13 protein-coding genes are annotated in these 14069 nt (G+C 60.2%); 1 reads left to right on the top strand and 12 read right to left on the bottom strand.

Features of this window, described 5'->3' with window-relative positions; all coding sequences use genetic code 11:
- Window positions 1-9: 9 nt before the first annotated feature.
- Window positions 10-783, top strand: coding sequence for an enoyl-CoA hydratase (locus ACLBW8_RS05620; RefSeq protein WP_064452482.1), 774 nt, complete (start codon window positions 10-12; stop codon window positions 781-783).
- A gap of 136 nt (window positions 784-919) precedes the next feature.
- On the opposite strand, the gene ACLBW8_RS05615 is transcribed toward ACLBW8_RS05620, so the two are convergent.
- From ACLBW8_RS05615 to arnC, 12 genes are all read right to left on the bottom strand, one after another.
- Window positions 920-2071 carry an acyl-CoA dehydrogenase family protein gene (locus tag ACLBW8_RS05615; protein ID WP_064452481.1) on the bottom strand — a complete coding sequence of 384 codons (1152 nt, stop codon included), beginning with the start codon at window positions 2069-2071 and terminating at the stop codon, window positions 920-922.
- A gap of 3 nt (window positions 2072-2074) precedes the next feature.
- Window positions 2075-3193 carry an enoyl-CoA hydratase/isomerase family protein gene (locus ACLBW8_RS05610; RefSeq protein ID WP_447804824.1) on the bottom strand — a complete coding sequence of 373 codons (1119 nt, stop codon included), beginning with the start codon at window positions 3191-3193 and terminating at the stop codon, window positions 2075-2077.
- Window positions 3194-3324: 131 nt separating this feature from the next.
- Window positions 3325-4035 carry an HPP family protein gene (locus tag ACLBW8_RS05605; RefSeq protein ID WP_447804823.1) on the bottom strand — a complete coding sequence of 237 codons (711 nt, stop codon included), beginning with the start codon at window positions 4033-4035 and terminating at the stop codon, window positions 3325-3327.
- Window positions 4036-4208: 173 nt separating this feature from the next.
- Window positions 4209-4403: a type VI secretion system contractile sheath small subunit gene (locus ACLBW8_RS05600; protein WP_082895893.1), complete on the bottom strand. Its 195-nt coding sequence runs from the start codon at window positions 4401-4403 to the stop codon at window positions 4209-4211.
- Between the two features lie 266 nt (window positions 4404-4669).
- On the bottom strand, window positions 4670-6292 hold the full coding sequence (locus ACLBW8_RS05595; protein WP_221294803.1) for an ArnT family glycosyltransferase: 1623 nt from the start codon (window positions 6290-6292) through the stop codon (window positions 4670-4672).
- Between the two features lie 3 nt (window positions 6293-6295).
- Entirely contained in the window at window positions 6296-7675 is a 1380-nt protein-coding gene (locus tag ACLBW8_RS05590) for a UDP-glucose dehydrogenase family protein (protein WP_064452477.1), read from the bottom strand.
- Window positions 7672-8085 carry a 4-amino-4-deoxy-L-arabinose-phosphoundecaprenol flippase subunit ArnF gene (gene arnF, locus ACLBW8_RS05585; protein WP_064452476.1) on the bottom strand — a complete coding sequence of 138 codons (414 nt, stop codon included), beginning with the start codon at window positions 8083-8085 and terminating at the stop codon, window positions 7672-7674. Before arnF ends, ACLBW8_RS05590 begins: the two co-directional genes overlap by 4 nt.
- Window positions 8082-8429: a 4-amino-4-deoxy-L-arabinose-phosphoundecaprenol flippase subunit ArnE gene (arnE, locus tag ACLBW8_RS05580; protein ID WP_064452475.1), complete on the bottom strand. Its 348-nt coding sequence runs from the start codon at window positions 8427-8429 to the stop codon at window positions 8082-8084. The genes arnF and arnE overlap by 4 nt, the downstream gene beginning before the upstream one ends.
- On the bottom strand, window positions 8426-10081 hold the full coding sequence (gene arnT, locus ACLBW8_RS05575) for a lipid IV(A) 4-amino-4-deoxy-L-arabinosyltransferase (protein ID WP_447804822.1): 1656 nt from the start codon (window positions 10079-10081) through the stop codon (window positions 8426-8428). Before arnT ends, arnE begins: the two co-directional genes overlap by 4 nt.
- A complete protein-coding gene (gene arnD, locus ACLBW8_RS05570) occupies window positions 10078-10962 on the bottom strand; it encodes a 4-deoxy-4-formamido-L-arabinose-phosphoundecaprenol deformylase (protein ID WP_064452473.1) in 885 nt (294 codons plus the stop codon). Before arnD ends, arnT begins: the two co-directional genes overlap by 4 nt.
- Window positions 10962-12953 carry a bifunctional UDP-4-amino-4-deoxy-L-arabinose formyltransferase/UDP-glucuronic acid oxidase ArnA gene (gene arnA / locus ACLBW8_RS05565; protein WP_432751765.1) on the bottom strand — a complete coding sequence of 664 codons (1992 nt, stop codon included), beginning with the start codon at window positions 12951-12953 and terminating at the stop codon, window positions 10962-10964. The genes arnD and arnA overlap by 1 nt, the downstream gene beginning before the upstream one ends.
- The gene (arnC, locus tag ACLBW8_RS05560; protein WP_064452471.1) at window positions 12950-13984 is read right to left on the bottom strand and encodes an undecaprenyl-phosphate 4-deoxy-4-formamido-L-arabinose transferase; all 1035 of its coding nucleotides are present in this window, start codon (window positions 13982-13984) and stop codon (window positions 12950-12952) included. The genes arnA and arnC overlap by 4 nt, the downstream gene beginning before the upstream one ends.
- Window positions 13985-14069: the final 85 nt, after the last annotated feature.

Genomic DNA, 14069 nt, shown 5'->3' with positions numbered 1-14069 from the left:
AGCCAATACATGAGTTACGAAACCATTTTGCTCGAAGTGCAGGGCCGCGTCGGGTTGATTACCCTTAATCGCCCGCACGCGCTGAATGCCTTGAATGCGCAATTGGTCAGCGAGTTGAACCAGGCCCTCGACAGCCTGGAAGCCAACCCGCAAATCGGTTGCATCGTGTTGACCGGCTCCAAAAAAGCCTTCGCTGCCGGTGCCGACATCAAGGAAATGGCCGAGCTGACTTACCCGCAGATCTACCTCGACGACCTGTTCAGCGACAGTGACCGCGTGGCCAACCGCCGCAAGCCGATCATAGCGGCCGTTAATGGATTCGCCTTGGGCGGCGGCTGCGAACTGGCGTTGATGTGCGACTTCATCCTGGCCGGTGATACGGCGAAGTTCGGTCAGCCGGAAATCAACCTCGGTGTGTTGCCGGGCATGGGCGGCACTCAGCGCCTGACCCGCGCAGTGGGCAAGGCCAAGGCCATGGAAATGTGCCTGACCGGGCGTTTTATCGATGCGGTGGAAGCTGAGCGCTGCGGGATTGTCGCGCGCATTGTGCCGGCCGACGAACTGCTGGAAGAGGCGCTGAAAGTCGCCACACTGATTGCCGGCAAGTCAGTGCCGATCAGCATGATGGTCAAGGAAAGTGTGAACCGCGCGTTTGAAGTGAGCCTGTCCGAAGGCGTGCGCTTTGAACGCCGGGTGTTCCATGCGGCGTTTGCGACGCAAGACCAGAAGGAAGGCATGGCGGCATTTGTGGCCAAGCGCGCGCCTGAGTTCAAGGACCAGTAAGCTGCCCCCAAAACACGGTAGATCCCATTGTGGGAGCGGGCTTGCTCGCGAAAGCGCCGGGTCAGTCAACGCTGCAGTGACTGGTTAATCGCCTTCGCGGGCAAGCCCGCTCCCACAGGTGGGAGCGGCGTATCTGTCAGAGCTGGTAGTGCTTGAGCTCTCGGGCAATGACCATCCGCTGAATCTCACTGGTCCCTTCGTAAATCTGCGTAATCCTGGCATCCCGGTAGTAACGCTCCACCGGGTAATCCTCAAGATACCCATAGCCGCCATGAATCTGCATCGCTGAAGAGCAGACCTTTTCGGCCATTTCCGAGGCGAACAGCTTGGCCTGGGAGGCTTCCGACAAGCATGGTTTGCCGGCACTGCGCAGGCGCGCGGCGTGCAGGATCAGCAGGCGTGCGGCATTGAGCCGGGTTTGCATGTCTGCCAGCAGGTTGGCGATGCTCTGGTGCTCAATGATTGCCTGATTGAATTGCACGCGATCACGGGCGTACGCCAGCGCCGCCTCAAACGCTGCCCGTGCGATGCCTAACGCTTGGGCGGCAATACCGATTCGCCCGCCTTCGAGGTTGGACAGGGCGATGGCCAGGCCTTTGCCGCGTTCACCCAGCAGGTTGGCTTCGGGCACTGTGCACTCGCTGAGTGTGACGGCGCAGGTATCCGAGGCGCGAATGCCCATCTTGTGTTCCGTGCGATCAACCACAAACCCCGGCGTCTGGGTGGGCACCAGAAACGCGGAAATGCCTTTCTTGCCCAACGCCGGGTCAGTCACCGCAAACACAATGGCTAACTTGGCGCGCTTGCCGTTGCTGACAAACTGCTTGGCGCCATTAATAACCCACTGGCCATCACGCAGTTCAGCGCGGGTCCGCAGGTTGTGGGCTTCGGAGCCGGCCTGGGGTTCGGTCAGGCAGAAGCAGCCAATGGCCTGGCCGCTGGCAAGGTCGGGCAGCCAGGTTTGTTTCTGTTCGTGTGTGCCGTAGTTGAGGATTGGCCCGCAACCCACTGAGTTATGGATACTCATCAGCGCACCGGTTGCACCATCACCGGCAGAAATCTCTTCTACCGCCAGCGCATAAGCCACGTAGTCGACATAGGTGCCGCCCCATTCCTCAGGGACCACCATGCCCAACAGGCCCAATTCACCCATTTTTGCGACCAAAGCGTCATCGATCCAGCCGGCCTTTTCCCACGCTTGCGCATGCGGGGCGATTTCGCCACGGGCAAAGTCGCGCGCCATGTCACGGATCATTACCTGTTCTTCAGTGTATTCAATATCTTGCATGGCCTATTTCCCAGTCTGCACGAAGTCGCGGAAGAAGCTGTCGACATGGCGGGCGTCCAGCCCGTGGACAGTCGGCGGGTTCCAACGGGGCGTTTTGTCTTTATCGATGATCAGGGCACGAACCCCTTCGATCAGGTCGCCGCGTTCGAACCACTGGCGATCCAGGTGCAGTTCCAGGGCAAAGCACTGCTCCAGCGGCAGGCGGCGGCCACGGCGCAGCATTTGCAGGGTCACGGCCATGGCCAGCGGCGAGCGGGTTTGCATCAGGTTAACGGTAGTCAGGGCCCATTCGTGGCTGTCGGCGACGGTGACTTCCTGCAGTTGCTCAACGATGCTCTGCACGTCCGGCAAGGCGAAGAAGTGGTCGATAGCAGGTCGCAGCGCGGCCAGTGGTGCATCGGGCAATTGCTGTACGGCCAGTTTGGCCAATACGCCTTGCAGGTCCTTGAGCGGCGAGTCCTGCCACTGCAATTGATCGAGCTTGCGGTCCAGCTCGCTGAGTTTGGCGCTGTCGATAGACCAGTCCGCCAACCCGCAATACAACGCATCGGCCGCGCGAATCTGTACGCCGGTCAGGCCGAGGTAAATCCCCAGTTCGCCCGGAATGCGGGGCAGGAAGTAGCTACCGCCCACATCCGGGAAATAGCCGATGGCCACTTCCGGCATGGCCAGGCGGCTGCGCTCAGTGACTACGCGCAGGTCGGCACCTTGCACCAGGCCCATCCCGCCGCCCAGCACAAACCCGTCCATCAGGGCCAATACGGGTTTGCGGTAATGATGAATGGCCAGGTCGAGGGCGTATTCTTCAACGAAAAAATCTTCGTGCAGGGTGTCGCCATTCTTGAAGCTGTCGTACAGCGAACGGATGTCGCCACCGGCGCAGAAGGCTTTTTCACCGGCGCCGCGCAGTACCACGGCGTAAACCTGCGGATCATCCGCCCAGGCCTGTAACTGCGCGGTCAAGCTGCGGACCATCTCCAGGGTAATGGCATTCAAGCCGGCGGGGCGATTGAGGGTGAGGTGGCCGATATGGTTACGCACGTCGGCCAGCACCTCGTGCTTAAGGGCCTCCTGTTGAAGAGCCTCGGCGCGGCTTGCTTCGGATGAAACCTGAGCAGTCATCTGTAACTCCCTGCTTTTATTGTTCTTTATCAAGATGTTCGCGAACGAACCCTCTCGCGATCGTACCAGTGCAAATTTGCCCCGTACAACCCGGAATCATGCAGGTCGTTTTTGCATTTATGCAGATGAGGTCAAGCGACGCGACTGGCCAGTACCTGGCCAATGCTGCGACGCCGTGCATGGCCTTCGGCCGCGTGGATCAGTTGTTCCAGCTCGGTCGGTTGCACATCGTAAAACTGCTCCATCTCGGCCATGGCCAGCTTCAGGTCGGCTGCGGTGATGGCGGCGTCTGCCCCCGATGGCGCGGTGTCGATGATGACCGCAGGTGATTCGCCCGTACCCTTGGGATAACGCGTGCGCGTGGCGTTGTTATAGGCCAGCGCGCACACCAGCAGGGCACACGCGCCGAGCATGACCGGGGCCAACTCCTGCCAACCCAGCGCAATAGAGGCGGGGTCGGCAAGCACCAAGGTCATGGCCAGGCCACCGGCGGGTGGGTGCAAGCAACGCAGCCAGCACATCAGGATGACGGTCATGCCGGCCGCCAGGCAAGCGCTGCCCAGCGTACGGCCCAATACCCGAGCGACCAGCAACCCCACCACGGCGGCGCACAAATAGCTGCCAATAATCGACCAGGGTTGGGCCAGCGCACCGGACGACACTGCAAAGAGCAGCACGGCCGAAGCGCCAAGGGGACCGAGCAGGTGCAGTGCGACTTCCATTCCAAATAGCCGGGCACACACCCAGACACTGAACAGCGTGCCTACGGCCATGCCGACTGCGGCGCGGCTCCATTCGGCAGGGCGGGTATTGATTGCAGCGGGTAACCAGCGAGCGAGCATCGAAGCAGTCCATCAATAGCAGGCGAAAAAAAGGGCTTGGCGGGTTTCCCGCAAAAGCCCTTTGAAAGTTCCAATAGTTGGGGGAGGAACACTGAACAGTGTGCCGACCTGGGCACCCTGGCGCCACTGCATATTAATGAGGGTTGAATGCAAAAAAAGTGAAGTTATAGGGCTTAATCAAAAGGGATCAGGCGTTTCTGCTGCGCGAACGGCCTGTTGATCCGTCCGAGAACACGGGTATCGGCCTCTTCATTGAACAACTGCCTTTGCAGGTTCGCCTGCAGCGCAGTGTTATCGGCCAAGGGTCCCTTCAACGCCACCAACGCGTCGCGCAGCTCCATCAACCGATCCAGCCTCGGCGCAGGCATAAGCAACAAATCTTCTGGCACGGTATTGCCCTTTTAATGATGGCGGCCACTGTGCGTTGAAGGGATGGCAGTGTCCTGTAGTAGATAGTTAACGCACTTGGCGAACGAGTCTACATTTGGGTTCCAGGCATCGGAAGGCAAAGCGCACCAGCCTTTACGCATAGCAACGTAGGTGCTTTCCGGGCGCTAATAACGAAAAACGCCCACTCTTTGAGGAGTGGGCGTTGTTTCCGTCAGACTGCTGTGACCGCGATCAGTGAACGCGATCAAGGCGCTGAGACTTTCTCCAGATGCAGCAACACATAAGGATCTTTGTCGAACTCTCCACTGAGCGTCGGTGTGATCGAGCGCAAGCGTGGATCTTGCAGTTTTTCGAAGTCCTGAGCACTCATCACCAGCCAGGCCGGCCCTTGCAGCGGGGCCAGATCTGCGGACGATTGGGTAAACAGTGGCACCTTATCGCAGTTGAAGTTGACCATGAACTTGATGGCTTTCGCATCTTTACCCAAGCCATGCAGTACCACCGGTGCCGGTTGCTGCAGGATTTGCGCTTTGACCGCGAGGCTGAAGGTGCGGGTGTCGTAGAGCGTGCGTTCCAGCGGTTCGACCACCACGATGTAGGTCGACCAGAGCGCCAGCACTGCCGCGAAGGCGGGCCCCAGCGGCCGCAGGCGTGCTTTGAGGAGTGACAGCAACGCCAGCCCCTGAAGCACACCCAGCAACGTGAAGATCAGCCCAAGGTTGTCCAGCTGCGCCGGGTAACGCTTGCGCGCCACCACCAACCCGATCACCAGGAGCGCCGGCAGCAGCGTCCAGATACCCAGCATCAAAGCGCGTAGCGCCGCGAACAGTCGCCCCTGGGTGACCTGGAACGGGTAGGCCGCAATGATCGCCGCCATGGGCAGCATCGGCAGTATGTAACGGGCCTTTTTGGCCTGGGGTACCGACAAGCCCAGCATCACCAGCAGACCGGCCGCCGCGCAATACAACACCAGTTGCAACGCCGGGTCTGGCGCTCGGCGCCCGCCGACGACGACCGCCAACAGCACCAACAACGCCAGCGGATAGGCCAACGCATAGTTGCCCATGGAGCTGGTGAAGTAATACAGCACGCCGCTGGAGCCTTCGGTGCCGTCCATACGCCCCAGGAACTGCATGCGGATCACGTCCTGCATGAAGTCTTCGCCACCGCTGAGCTTTGCCAGCAGCAGCAAGAGGCCGACGCATGCCACCAACAGGGCCAGTGCCAGCACACCAAAGGTGAACAGTTGGCGCCATTGGCGATTGATCAGGTAATAGCTGCAGAGTACGCCGGTCGGGATCACCAGGCCGATTGGCCCACGCACTGCAAAGCCAAGAATCACCAGCAGGAACAACCAATGCAGACGTTTGGCGGCACCGAAGTGATCGTGGGCGTAACCCAGGTAGAACACCGCCAGGGCGATGGCGGCGAGCATCTGGTCCAGGGACACCGCACGGGTTTCACTGATGAACGTGCTGCTGAGCAGCAACATCGCGATGCTCAACAGGCCCCAACGTGTGGAGTAGGGCGCCGTGAGGCGATACACCAGGGTTACGATCAGCGCCGATGCGATAGACGTAGGCAGCCATGCCGTCAGGCTGGTGACCTGGCCGAACGGCAAGGACAACAGCCACGTCAGCAGTGTTGAGGTCGCCAGGTAGTCAGCGTAGGGCTGGCCATAGGTGGTGGGAAAGAAGCTCGGCCCATGGCGCAGCATCTCCTGAGCAAACACCACGAAGCGCGAGTCGAACCCGATGATGGCCTGGTGCCAATTGCCGACGATAAACAGCACCAGTGCCAGGAGCCCAAGCCCCAGCGACTGGTTGCGGATCGTTGCAGTAAGCAAGGGCGGTTGAGCTTTGTTCACGTGTCAGTCTTCCTTGACCGGCGCTACCCAGTTTTGCTGAGGAATCGGCAACTCGCAGGAATCACCACGACCCATTGGGAAGTATTTGAAGCCTTTGCGCGCCAGGCGCTCGCCGTCGTAAAGGTTGCGACCGTCGAAAATCACCGGGTTTTTCAGGCGGTCGAGGATCAGCTCGAAATCCGGGGCCTTGAACTGTTGCCATTCGGTGCAGACGATCAGCGCATCGGCGCCGCTCAAGGCGGACTCCGGTGTGCCCAGCAGCGTCAGGCGCGACTCGTCACCGTAGATTCGCTGGGTTTCCTGCATCGCTTCAGGGTCAAATGCACGTACATTGGCGCCCGCCGCCCAAAGGGCTTCCATCAGCACACGGCTCGGTGCGTCACGCATGTCATCGGTGTTGGGCTTGAAGGCCAGGCCCCACAACGCAAACGTCTTGCCTTTCAGCTCGCCCTTGAAGTAAGCATTGATACGTTCGAACAGCTTGCTCTTCTGGCGCTGGTTGATGGCTTCGACCGCTTCCAGCAGGTCGCTGGAGCAGTTGGCTTCCTTGGCGCTGTGGATCAGGGCGCGCATGTCTTTGGGGAAGCACGAACCGCCGTAGCCGCAACCCGGGTAGATGAAGTGGTAGCCAATTCGTGAGTCGGCGCCGATGCCCAGGCGTACGGCTTCGATGTCCGCACCCAGGTGTTCGGCCAGCTCGGCGATCTGGTTGATAAAGCTGATCTTGGTGGCCAGCATGCAGTTGGCGGCGTACTTGGTCAGTTCGGCGCTGCGCAAGTCCATGAAGATGATGCGGTCGTGGTTGCGGTTGAAGGGCGCATACAGGTCGCGCATCACTTCACGCACTTCTTCACGTTCGCAACCGATGATAATACGGTCCGGGCGGCGGCAGTCGGCGACGGCCGTGCCTTCCTTGAGGAATTCCGGGTTGGAGACGATATCGAATTCCAGGTGACGGCCTGCGATGTGCAGGTTTTTTTCGATATGGGCGCGCAAGGTGTCGCCGGTGCCGACGGGCACGGTGGACTTTTCCACCAGAATCACCGGTTCCACACGATGGCGGGACACGGCATCACCTACCGACAGCACATACTTGAGGTCGGCCGAGCCGTCTTCATCCGAGGGCGTGCCCACGGCGATAAACAGCACTTCACCGTGTTCAACGGCGAGTTTTTCATCAAAGGTAAAGTGCAGGCGGCCACTTTCCAGGTTTTCCTTGACCATGGCAGCCAGGCCCGGTTCGAAGATAGTCACATGGCCTTTCTGAAGCGACTCGACCTTGCTCTTGTCAACGTCCATGCAGATCACATCGTGACCGACTTCGGCCAATACGGTGGCCTGTACCAGACCGACGTAACCGCTACCAAATACACTGATTTTCATGGGGCATTCCTGGGGCTTGCAACGCTAGCACGACGAGAGTTAATAACCAGAACACCGAGGATGACCAGCGCCACCCCCAGGGTTTTTGAAAGCGAAAAATGTTCGTTGAACACCGGCAGGCTGGCCGCCAGCAGGTACACCAGCGCGTAGCTGATGCTGAGCAGCGAATAGGCGCGACCCAGGGGTAAATGCTTGAGGGCGCCGAGCCAGCACACCATCGACAGCGCATAGGCGATGATTGCCAGGCTGACCACGCCCAGGGCGCCCAGATCAATGGCGTTGCTGTTGAATGCGCTCAGCCACTCGTCAGGCAGTGGCAGGCGCGTCATGCTCCAGCGCATGCCCAGTTGAGCGGCGCTCACCAGACCGACGCTGCCCAGGGCCAGGGCAAACCCTTGCGCCCGGCTCATACGTGACGCCCCAGCAGTACAACGCCGCCGATGACCAGCGCCACACCGAGCCAATGACGGCCATCGATGTGCTCATGAAACACAAAGCGCGCCATCAGCGTCACCAGCACGAAATTCAAGCTGAGCATCGGGTAGGCGATGCCCACCTCCAGACGCTGTAACACCAGCAGCCACACCAACAGGCCCAGGCCCAGGCACACCAGCGCCGACCACAGCCACGGAGAGCGCAGTTTCGGCGCCCAACCGTCCGGCTGGTCACGCCAGCTTTCCACGGCAAATTTTTGCGAAACCTGGCCCATGCAGGTGAGCAGGCAGGCGCTTAATAGCAGAAGCAACGTGATCATTGCGCAGCCTGTGGGAAAATCAGGATCACGATATTGCCTTGCTCATAACGCTTGCCGTCCTGGGGCAGCAGGTTCACTTCAGCAACCTCATCGTCGCCCTTAACCCGCATCACCACGCCGACAGAACCCTTTTTGCGCGCTTCGCTCATCCATTGCTGGACTTCGCTGGTATCGATCTTGCGATGGGCGGTGTCCGGGTAGGCGATGCCGTATTTCACTTCGCCGACGGTGTTGTAGAGGCTGACGTCCGGGCGGCCCAAACGCCATGACAGGGCCGACGCGGCGCCCAGGTCATTGCTGAGCAGAGCGGTGGTCGGTTGCAGTTCTGGCAGGTGGTCGATGATGAACTGATCCGGCGTCTTGTTGTACACCACCGAATGGGGCAGGGCGGCCGGCACCAGAGCGACCAGCAACCAACTGCCGATCGCCGGCGCTGCCCACAGTTTCAAAGGGCGCGCGGCCTGCAGCAGGTTGACCACAATCCAGCCGAACAGGAAGGTAAACACCAGCACCAGGCTGAGGGTTTCTTGTCCCTGTTCGTACACCGGGTTCTTCAATTGAAACCAGCTGATTGCCAACAAGGCCGCGATACCGATACCGAGGTTCAGCCAGCCGTTGATGCGCAGTGCGCGACCATGGCCCCGGGCAAGTTTGTCGCTCAGGGTCGACCCCATCAGCAGGGCCAACGGCAGCAGGCAAGGCATGATGTACGACGGCAGCTTGCCTTTGGCCAGGCTGAAGAATGCCAGCGGCATTAATAGCCAGAGCAGCAGGAACGCGGTTTTAGGCAGGCGTTTTTCCAGCCAGGCGCGTTTCACCGTGGATGGCAGCAGGGCAATCCATGGCAACGAGAACGCGACCATTAGCGGCAGATAGAACCAGAATGGCTCGGCATGCTGGGCGTCATCCCCGGCGAAGCGTTGGATATGCTCGTGCCAGAAGAAGAAGTTCCAGTAGTCCGGCTCTTGCAGGTGCACAGCCAGGGCCCACGGCAGGCTGACCACAATCGCAACGACCACGGCGACCACGCCGTAAGCCAGCAATTCACGAAAGCGTTTCTGCCAGATTGCGTAGGGCAGGGCGATCAACACCGGCAGCAGCCAGGCCAGGAACCCTTTGGTCATGAAACCCATGCCACAGGCAAAACCGAGCATGGCCCAGGACCACAAACGGCCGCGGCGCGTGGTGCTGTCGAAGCAGAACCACAGCGCCACACCGGTCAGGTTGACCCAGAAGGTGAATTGCGGGTCCAGGTTGGCATAACCGCCAAGCAAGGCCACGCTGACAAAACTCATGTACAGCACCGTGCTGACCAGGCTTTTTTGCGGGTCGTTCCACAGTCGGCGAGACACAAGATAGACCAGCAGGATGCTCAACCCGGTGCTCAGCGCGGACGCAAAGCGCACGCCGAACAGGTTTTGCCCGAACATCGCCTGGCCCAGCGCAATCATCCAATAGCCGGCGGCGGGTTTCTCGAAGTAGCGGATGCCCATGAAATGTGGCGAAGCCCACTTGCCGGTCAGCAGCATTTCCTGGCTGATTTGTGCATAACGGGTTTCATCCGGAATCCACAGGCCATGACTGGCCAGCGGTAACAGATAAAACACACCAAACGCCAACAGGAGCAGGGGCAATGCCCAGCGCCGGATCATGCCTGCTGTACTCCGAGCCATCCCTCGCGGCCGCTCAGCGCGCCGCGCACCAGGTGTTGCTGGGGCAGGGTGGTCACATCCGCGGGCAGCAGATCGCCCAAGGGTTTGAAGTCGATGCCGCGCTGCCCGGCCTGGGCGAGCAACTGGCGAAAATCTTCAGCCATCAGAATCCCTTCTACTTCTGCGTGGATCGTGTAGACGTTCAGCTTTGACGCGGTAAACCGGTCAAGAATAAAGCTGTTGAAATCTTTGGCAGCCACCACCGGACCGACGACTTCGTCGAAGGTCGGCAGGTCTACCGGAATTTGTGGGGTGCCCGCACTGCCATCGGCCAAGGTGGGTCGAAACAGGCTGCTGCCCCGGCAATCACTGTTGTAGCGAAAGTTGAAACCTTGTTTGGCTTGCACCACGCGTTCATCGGCACGCCAGCCGGCGGCGGCGGAACAGTCGATGCGTTCACCGAGAATGTCGCTCAAGGTGTCGACGCCGCGACGAATCTGCTCTACCAGCTGTGCGTCGCTCCAGCGCCCGGTGTTGGCCTGCCAGCCGTGGTGGTCCCACGCGTGCAGGCCGACTTCATGGCCGGCGGCCTTGGCCTGGCGCATCAAATGCCCCAGGTCACGACCAATCGGCTTGCCCGGCCAGGCGGTGCCGGCCAGCAAGATATCCCAGCCATACAGCCCGGCGGCATTGGAACGCAGCATCTTCCACAGGAATTGCGGACGGATGAGGCGCCACAAGTGGCGCCCCATGTTGTCCGGCCCAACGCTGAAGAAGAACGTCGCTTTCACCCCGGCCTCATCCAGGGATTCGAGCAACCGCGGCACACCTTCACGGGTGCCACGGTAGGTGTCGACGTCGATGCGAAGACCTGCCTGCATCAGCGCTTGTCCGCGATTTCGAGCATGGCTTCTTTAAGGAAGAAGTCCAGGGTGTTACCGATGGTTTCGCTCATCTCAACGGTTGGCTCCCAGTTCAGCAGGCGCTTGGCGTTTTCGATGCTTGGCTTGCGGTGCGCCACGTCCTGGTAACCGGTGCCGTAGAACGCCTTGCTCTCTACGTCGCGGAAACCGGCGAACGGAGGGAAGTTGCTACGCAGCGGGTGAGCTTCGAACTGACGCAGCAGCTCTTCGCCCAGCTGACGAATGCTGGCTTCGTTTTCCGGGTTGCCGATGTTGATGATCTGGCCATTGCAGACATCGTTGTCGTTATCAATGATGCGTGCCAGGGCTTCGATGCCGTCAGCGATGTCGGTGAAGCAACGCTTCTGCTCGCCACCGTCGAACAGGCGGATCGGCGTGCCTTCTACCAGGTTCAGGATCAACTGGGTGATTGCACGGGAGCTGCCGATACGTGCCGAGTCCAGACGGTCCAGGCGCGGGCCCATCCAGTTGAACGGACGGAACAGGGTGAAGTTCAGGCCTTTGTCGCCGTAAGCCCAGATCACACGGTCCAGCAGTTGCTTGGAGACCGAGTAGATCCAGCGTTGCTTGTTGACCGGGCCAACCACCAGGTTGGAGGTGTCTTCGTCGAAGTACTGGTCCTGGCACATGCCATAGACTTCGGAGGTCGACGGGAAGATCACACGCTTGTTGTACTTGACGCAGTAGCGAACCAGTTTCAGGTTCTCTTCAAAGTCCAGTTCGAACACGCGCAGTGGGTTACGGGTGTATTCGATAGGGGTAGCGATGGCCACCAGCGGCAGGACCACGTCGCACTTCTTGATGTGGTACTCGATCCACTCGGAGTGAATGCTGATGTCGCCTTCCACGTAGTGGAAGTTCGGGTGGCTGCGCAGGCGCTCGATAGCGTCGGAACCGATATCCAGGCCGTAGATTTCGTAACGGTCGTCACGCAGCAGGCGCTCGGACAGGTGGTTACCGATGAAACCGTTCACACCCAGGATCAGTACGCGAGTACGACGTGGCTTGCGGCCGGACTCGGCGCCGCGCAGTACGGAACCGTCCACCAGGCCCAACTCGTCGGCCAGGGAAGGACCGGCCAGGTACAGGCCGTTTTCGTTGCGCTGGCCAAACTTGACCACCAGGGAATCTTCACCGCAAGCGATGCGCAGCGGGTTGACGCTGATCACACGGCCCGGGGCAATGCCTTCGTTGCCCTTGACCACATCGGCTTGCCAAACGATCAGTTTGTGCTCGCCTACGGCGCAGAAGGCGCCCGGGTAAGGTTGGGTGACGGCGCGAACCAGGTTGAACAGCTCTTCAGCCGGCTTTTTCCAGTCCAGTTTGCCATCGGCAGCGGTGCGGCGGCCGAAGTAGGTGGCCTGGCTTTCGTTCTGGGCAGTTTCCGCCAGCTTGCCTTGGGCCAGTTGTGGCAGGGCATCACGCAGCAGGTTGGTGGCCGCTTCACGCAGTTTGGCGTGCAGGGTCAGGCCAGTGTCAGTGCGCTCGATAACGACTTTTTGCTGGGCCAGGATCGCGCCGGCGTCGGCACGTTTGACCATGCGGTGCAGGGTCACGCCGGTTTCGGTTTCGCCGTTTACCAGCACCCAGTTGGCCGGGGCGCGGCCACGGTACTTAGGCAGCAGCGAGCCGTGCAGGTTGAACGCACCTTTCTTGGCGGTGGCCAGCAGGGCTTCGCTCAGCAGGTTGCGGTAGTAGAACGAGAAGATGAAATCCGGGTTCAGCTTGGCAATGCGCTCGATCCACAGTGGGTGGTTGGCGTCTTCCGGTGCGTGTACCGGGATGCCGTTGCGGGCACAGAGTTGGGCGACGGAGCCGTAGAAATTATTTTCCTTGGGGTCGTCGGCATGGGTGAACACGGCAGCAATGTCGTAGCCGGCGGTCAGCAGGGCTTCAATGCCTGCACAGCCAATATCGTGATAAGCGAAGACAACAGCTTTTGAATTCATGACGAAACCTGATCGGAAGGAGAAGTGGAAGTGTGAGAACTTGTCAGGCCGTCGACCACGACGACCGGAGCAGGTGCTGCGGGTTGGTTACGCAGCACTTTTTCAATAAAGAAGCGTGGGCGGGCGCGCACGTCACTGTACATGCGGCCCAGGTATTCACCCAAGAGGCCCATGCCGATGAATTGACCGCCGGTGAACACGAACAATACCGCAAACAGTACAAACGTGCCCGAGCCGGCCCATTCGGCACCGAAGACCAATCGCAGGAATACCAGTGCAAAAGCAAACAGCATGCCCAGCGCCGCCAGGCTGAAACCGACGATGCTCAGCAGGCGCAGCGGGGTGGTGGTCATGCAGGTCAGCAGGTCGAACATCAGGCTGATCAGGCGCATCGCGCTGTATTTGGACTCGCCGTGCTCGCGCTCGGCGTGATGCACAAGAATCTCGGTGGTGTGCCGGGCAAAGCCGTTGGCCAGGATCGGAATAAAGGTGCTGCGCTCACGGCAGGCGAGCATGGCGTCGACGATGGTGCGGCGGTAGGCGCGCAGCATGCAGCCGTAGTCGGTCATGGCCACGCCGGTGGAGCGTTGCACCGCCAGGTTGATCAGGCGCGAAGGCCAGCGGCGGAAGGCCGAGTCCTGGCGGTTGTTACGCACGGTTGCCACCACGTCGTAACCCAGGGCAGCTTGTTCCACCAGGCGCGGGATCTCTTCGGGCGGGTTCTGCAGGTCGGCGTCGAGGGTGATGACCACCTCGCCCCGGCACTGCTCGAAGCCGGCCATGATCGCCGCATGCTGGCCGTAGTTACGGTTGAGGATCACCGCCACCACGTTGCTGCCGTCTTCAGCGGCGGCGTCTTCAAGCAATTGAGCCGAGTTGTCGCGGCTACCGTCATCCACCAGGATGATTTCGTATTCGTAAGCCAGTTGCTTGCAGGCTGCCGTCGTGCGACGCAGCAATTCAGGCAGGCTCTCTTGTTCGTTGTAGACCGGGATAACGATCGACACGCAATGAATAGGGTAGGGTTTCAAAGATTCATGACCTCGGGGCTAGAGCAATTGAAGCGTGAAAACAGCAGTAATCAGTCGGTAAAACGCTGACTGATTAAACGTAGCG

Source organism: Pseudomonas sp. M5A4_2d, from assembly GCF_053345295.1.
The sequence above is the reverse complement of the archived record's forward strand: the minus strand, read 5'-3'. Positions and strand labels throughout refer to the sequence as shown.

Excerpts from the sequence above, each read along its gene's own strand:
- arnF (WP_064452476.1), bottom strand. The coding sequence starts at position 8,085 with ATGAGCCGGGCGCAAGGGTTTGCCCTGGCCCTGGGCAGCGTCGGTCTG.
- arnD (WP_064452473.1), bottom strand. The coding sequence starts at position 10,962 with ATGCAGGCAGGTCTTCGCATCGACGTCGACACCTACCGTGGCACCCGT.
- ACLBW8_RS05600 (WP_082895893.1), bottom strand. The coding sequence starts at position 4,403 with ATGCCTGCGCCGAGGCTGGATCGGTTGATGGAGCTGCGCGACGCGTTG.
- ACLBW8_RS05590 (WP_064452477.1), bottom strand. The coding sequence starts at position 7,675 with ATGAAAATCAGTGTATTTGGTAGCGGTTACGTCGGTCTGGTACAGGCC.
- ACLBW8_RS05615 (WP_064452481.1), bottom strand. The coding sequence starts at position 2,071 with ATGCAAGATATTGAATACACTGAAGAACAGGTAATGATCCGTGACATG.
- ACLBW8_RS05610 (WP_447804824.1), bottom strand. The coding sequence starts at position 3,193 with ATGACTGCTCAGGTTTCATCCGAAGCAAGCCGCGCCGAGGCTCTTCAA.
- ACLBW8_RS05620 (WP_064452482.1), top strand. The coding sequence starts at position 10 with ATGAGTTACGAAACCATTTTGCTCGAAGTGCAGGGCCGCGTCGGGTTG.
- arnA (WP_432751765.1), bottom strand. The coding sequence starts at position 12,953 with ATGAATTCAAAAGCTGTTGTCTTCGCTTATCACGATATTGGCTGTGCA.
- arnE (WP_064452475.1), bottom strand. The coding sequence starts at position 8,429 with ATGATCACGTTGCTTCTGCTATTAAGCGCCTGCCTGCTCACCTGCATG.
- arnT (WP_447804822.1), bottom strand. The coding sequence starts at position 10,081 with ATGATCCGGCGCTGGGCATTGCCCCTGCTCCTGTTGGCGTTTGGTGTG.
- ACLBW8_RS05605 (WP_447804823.1), bottom strand. The coding sequence starts at position 4,035 with ATGCTCGCTCGCTGGTTACCCGCTGCAATCAATACCCGCCCTGCCGAA.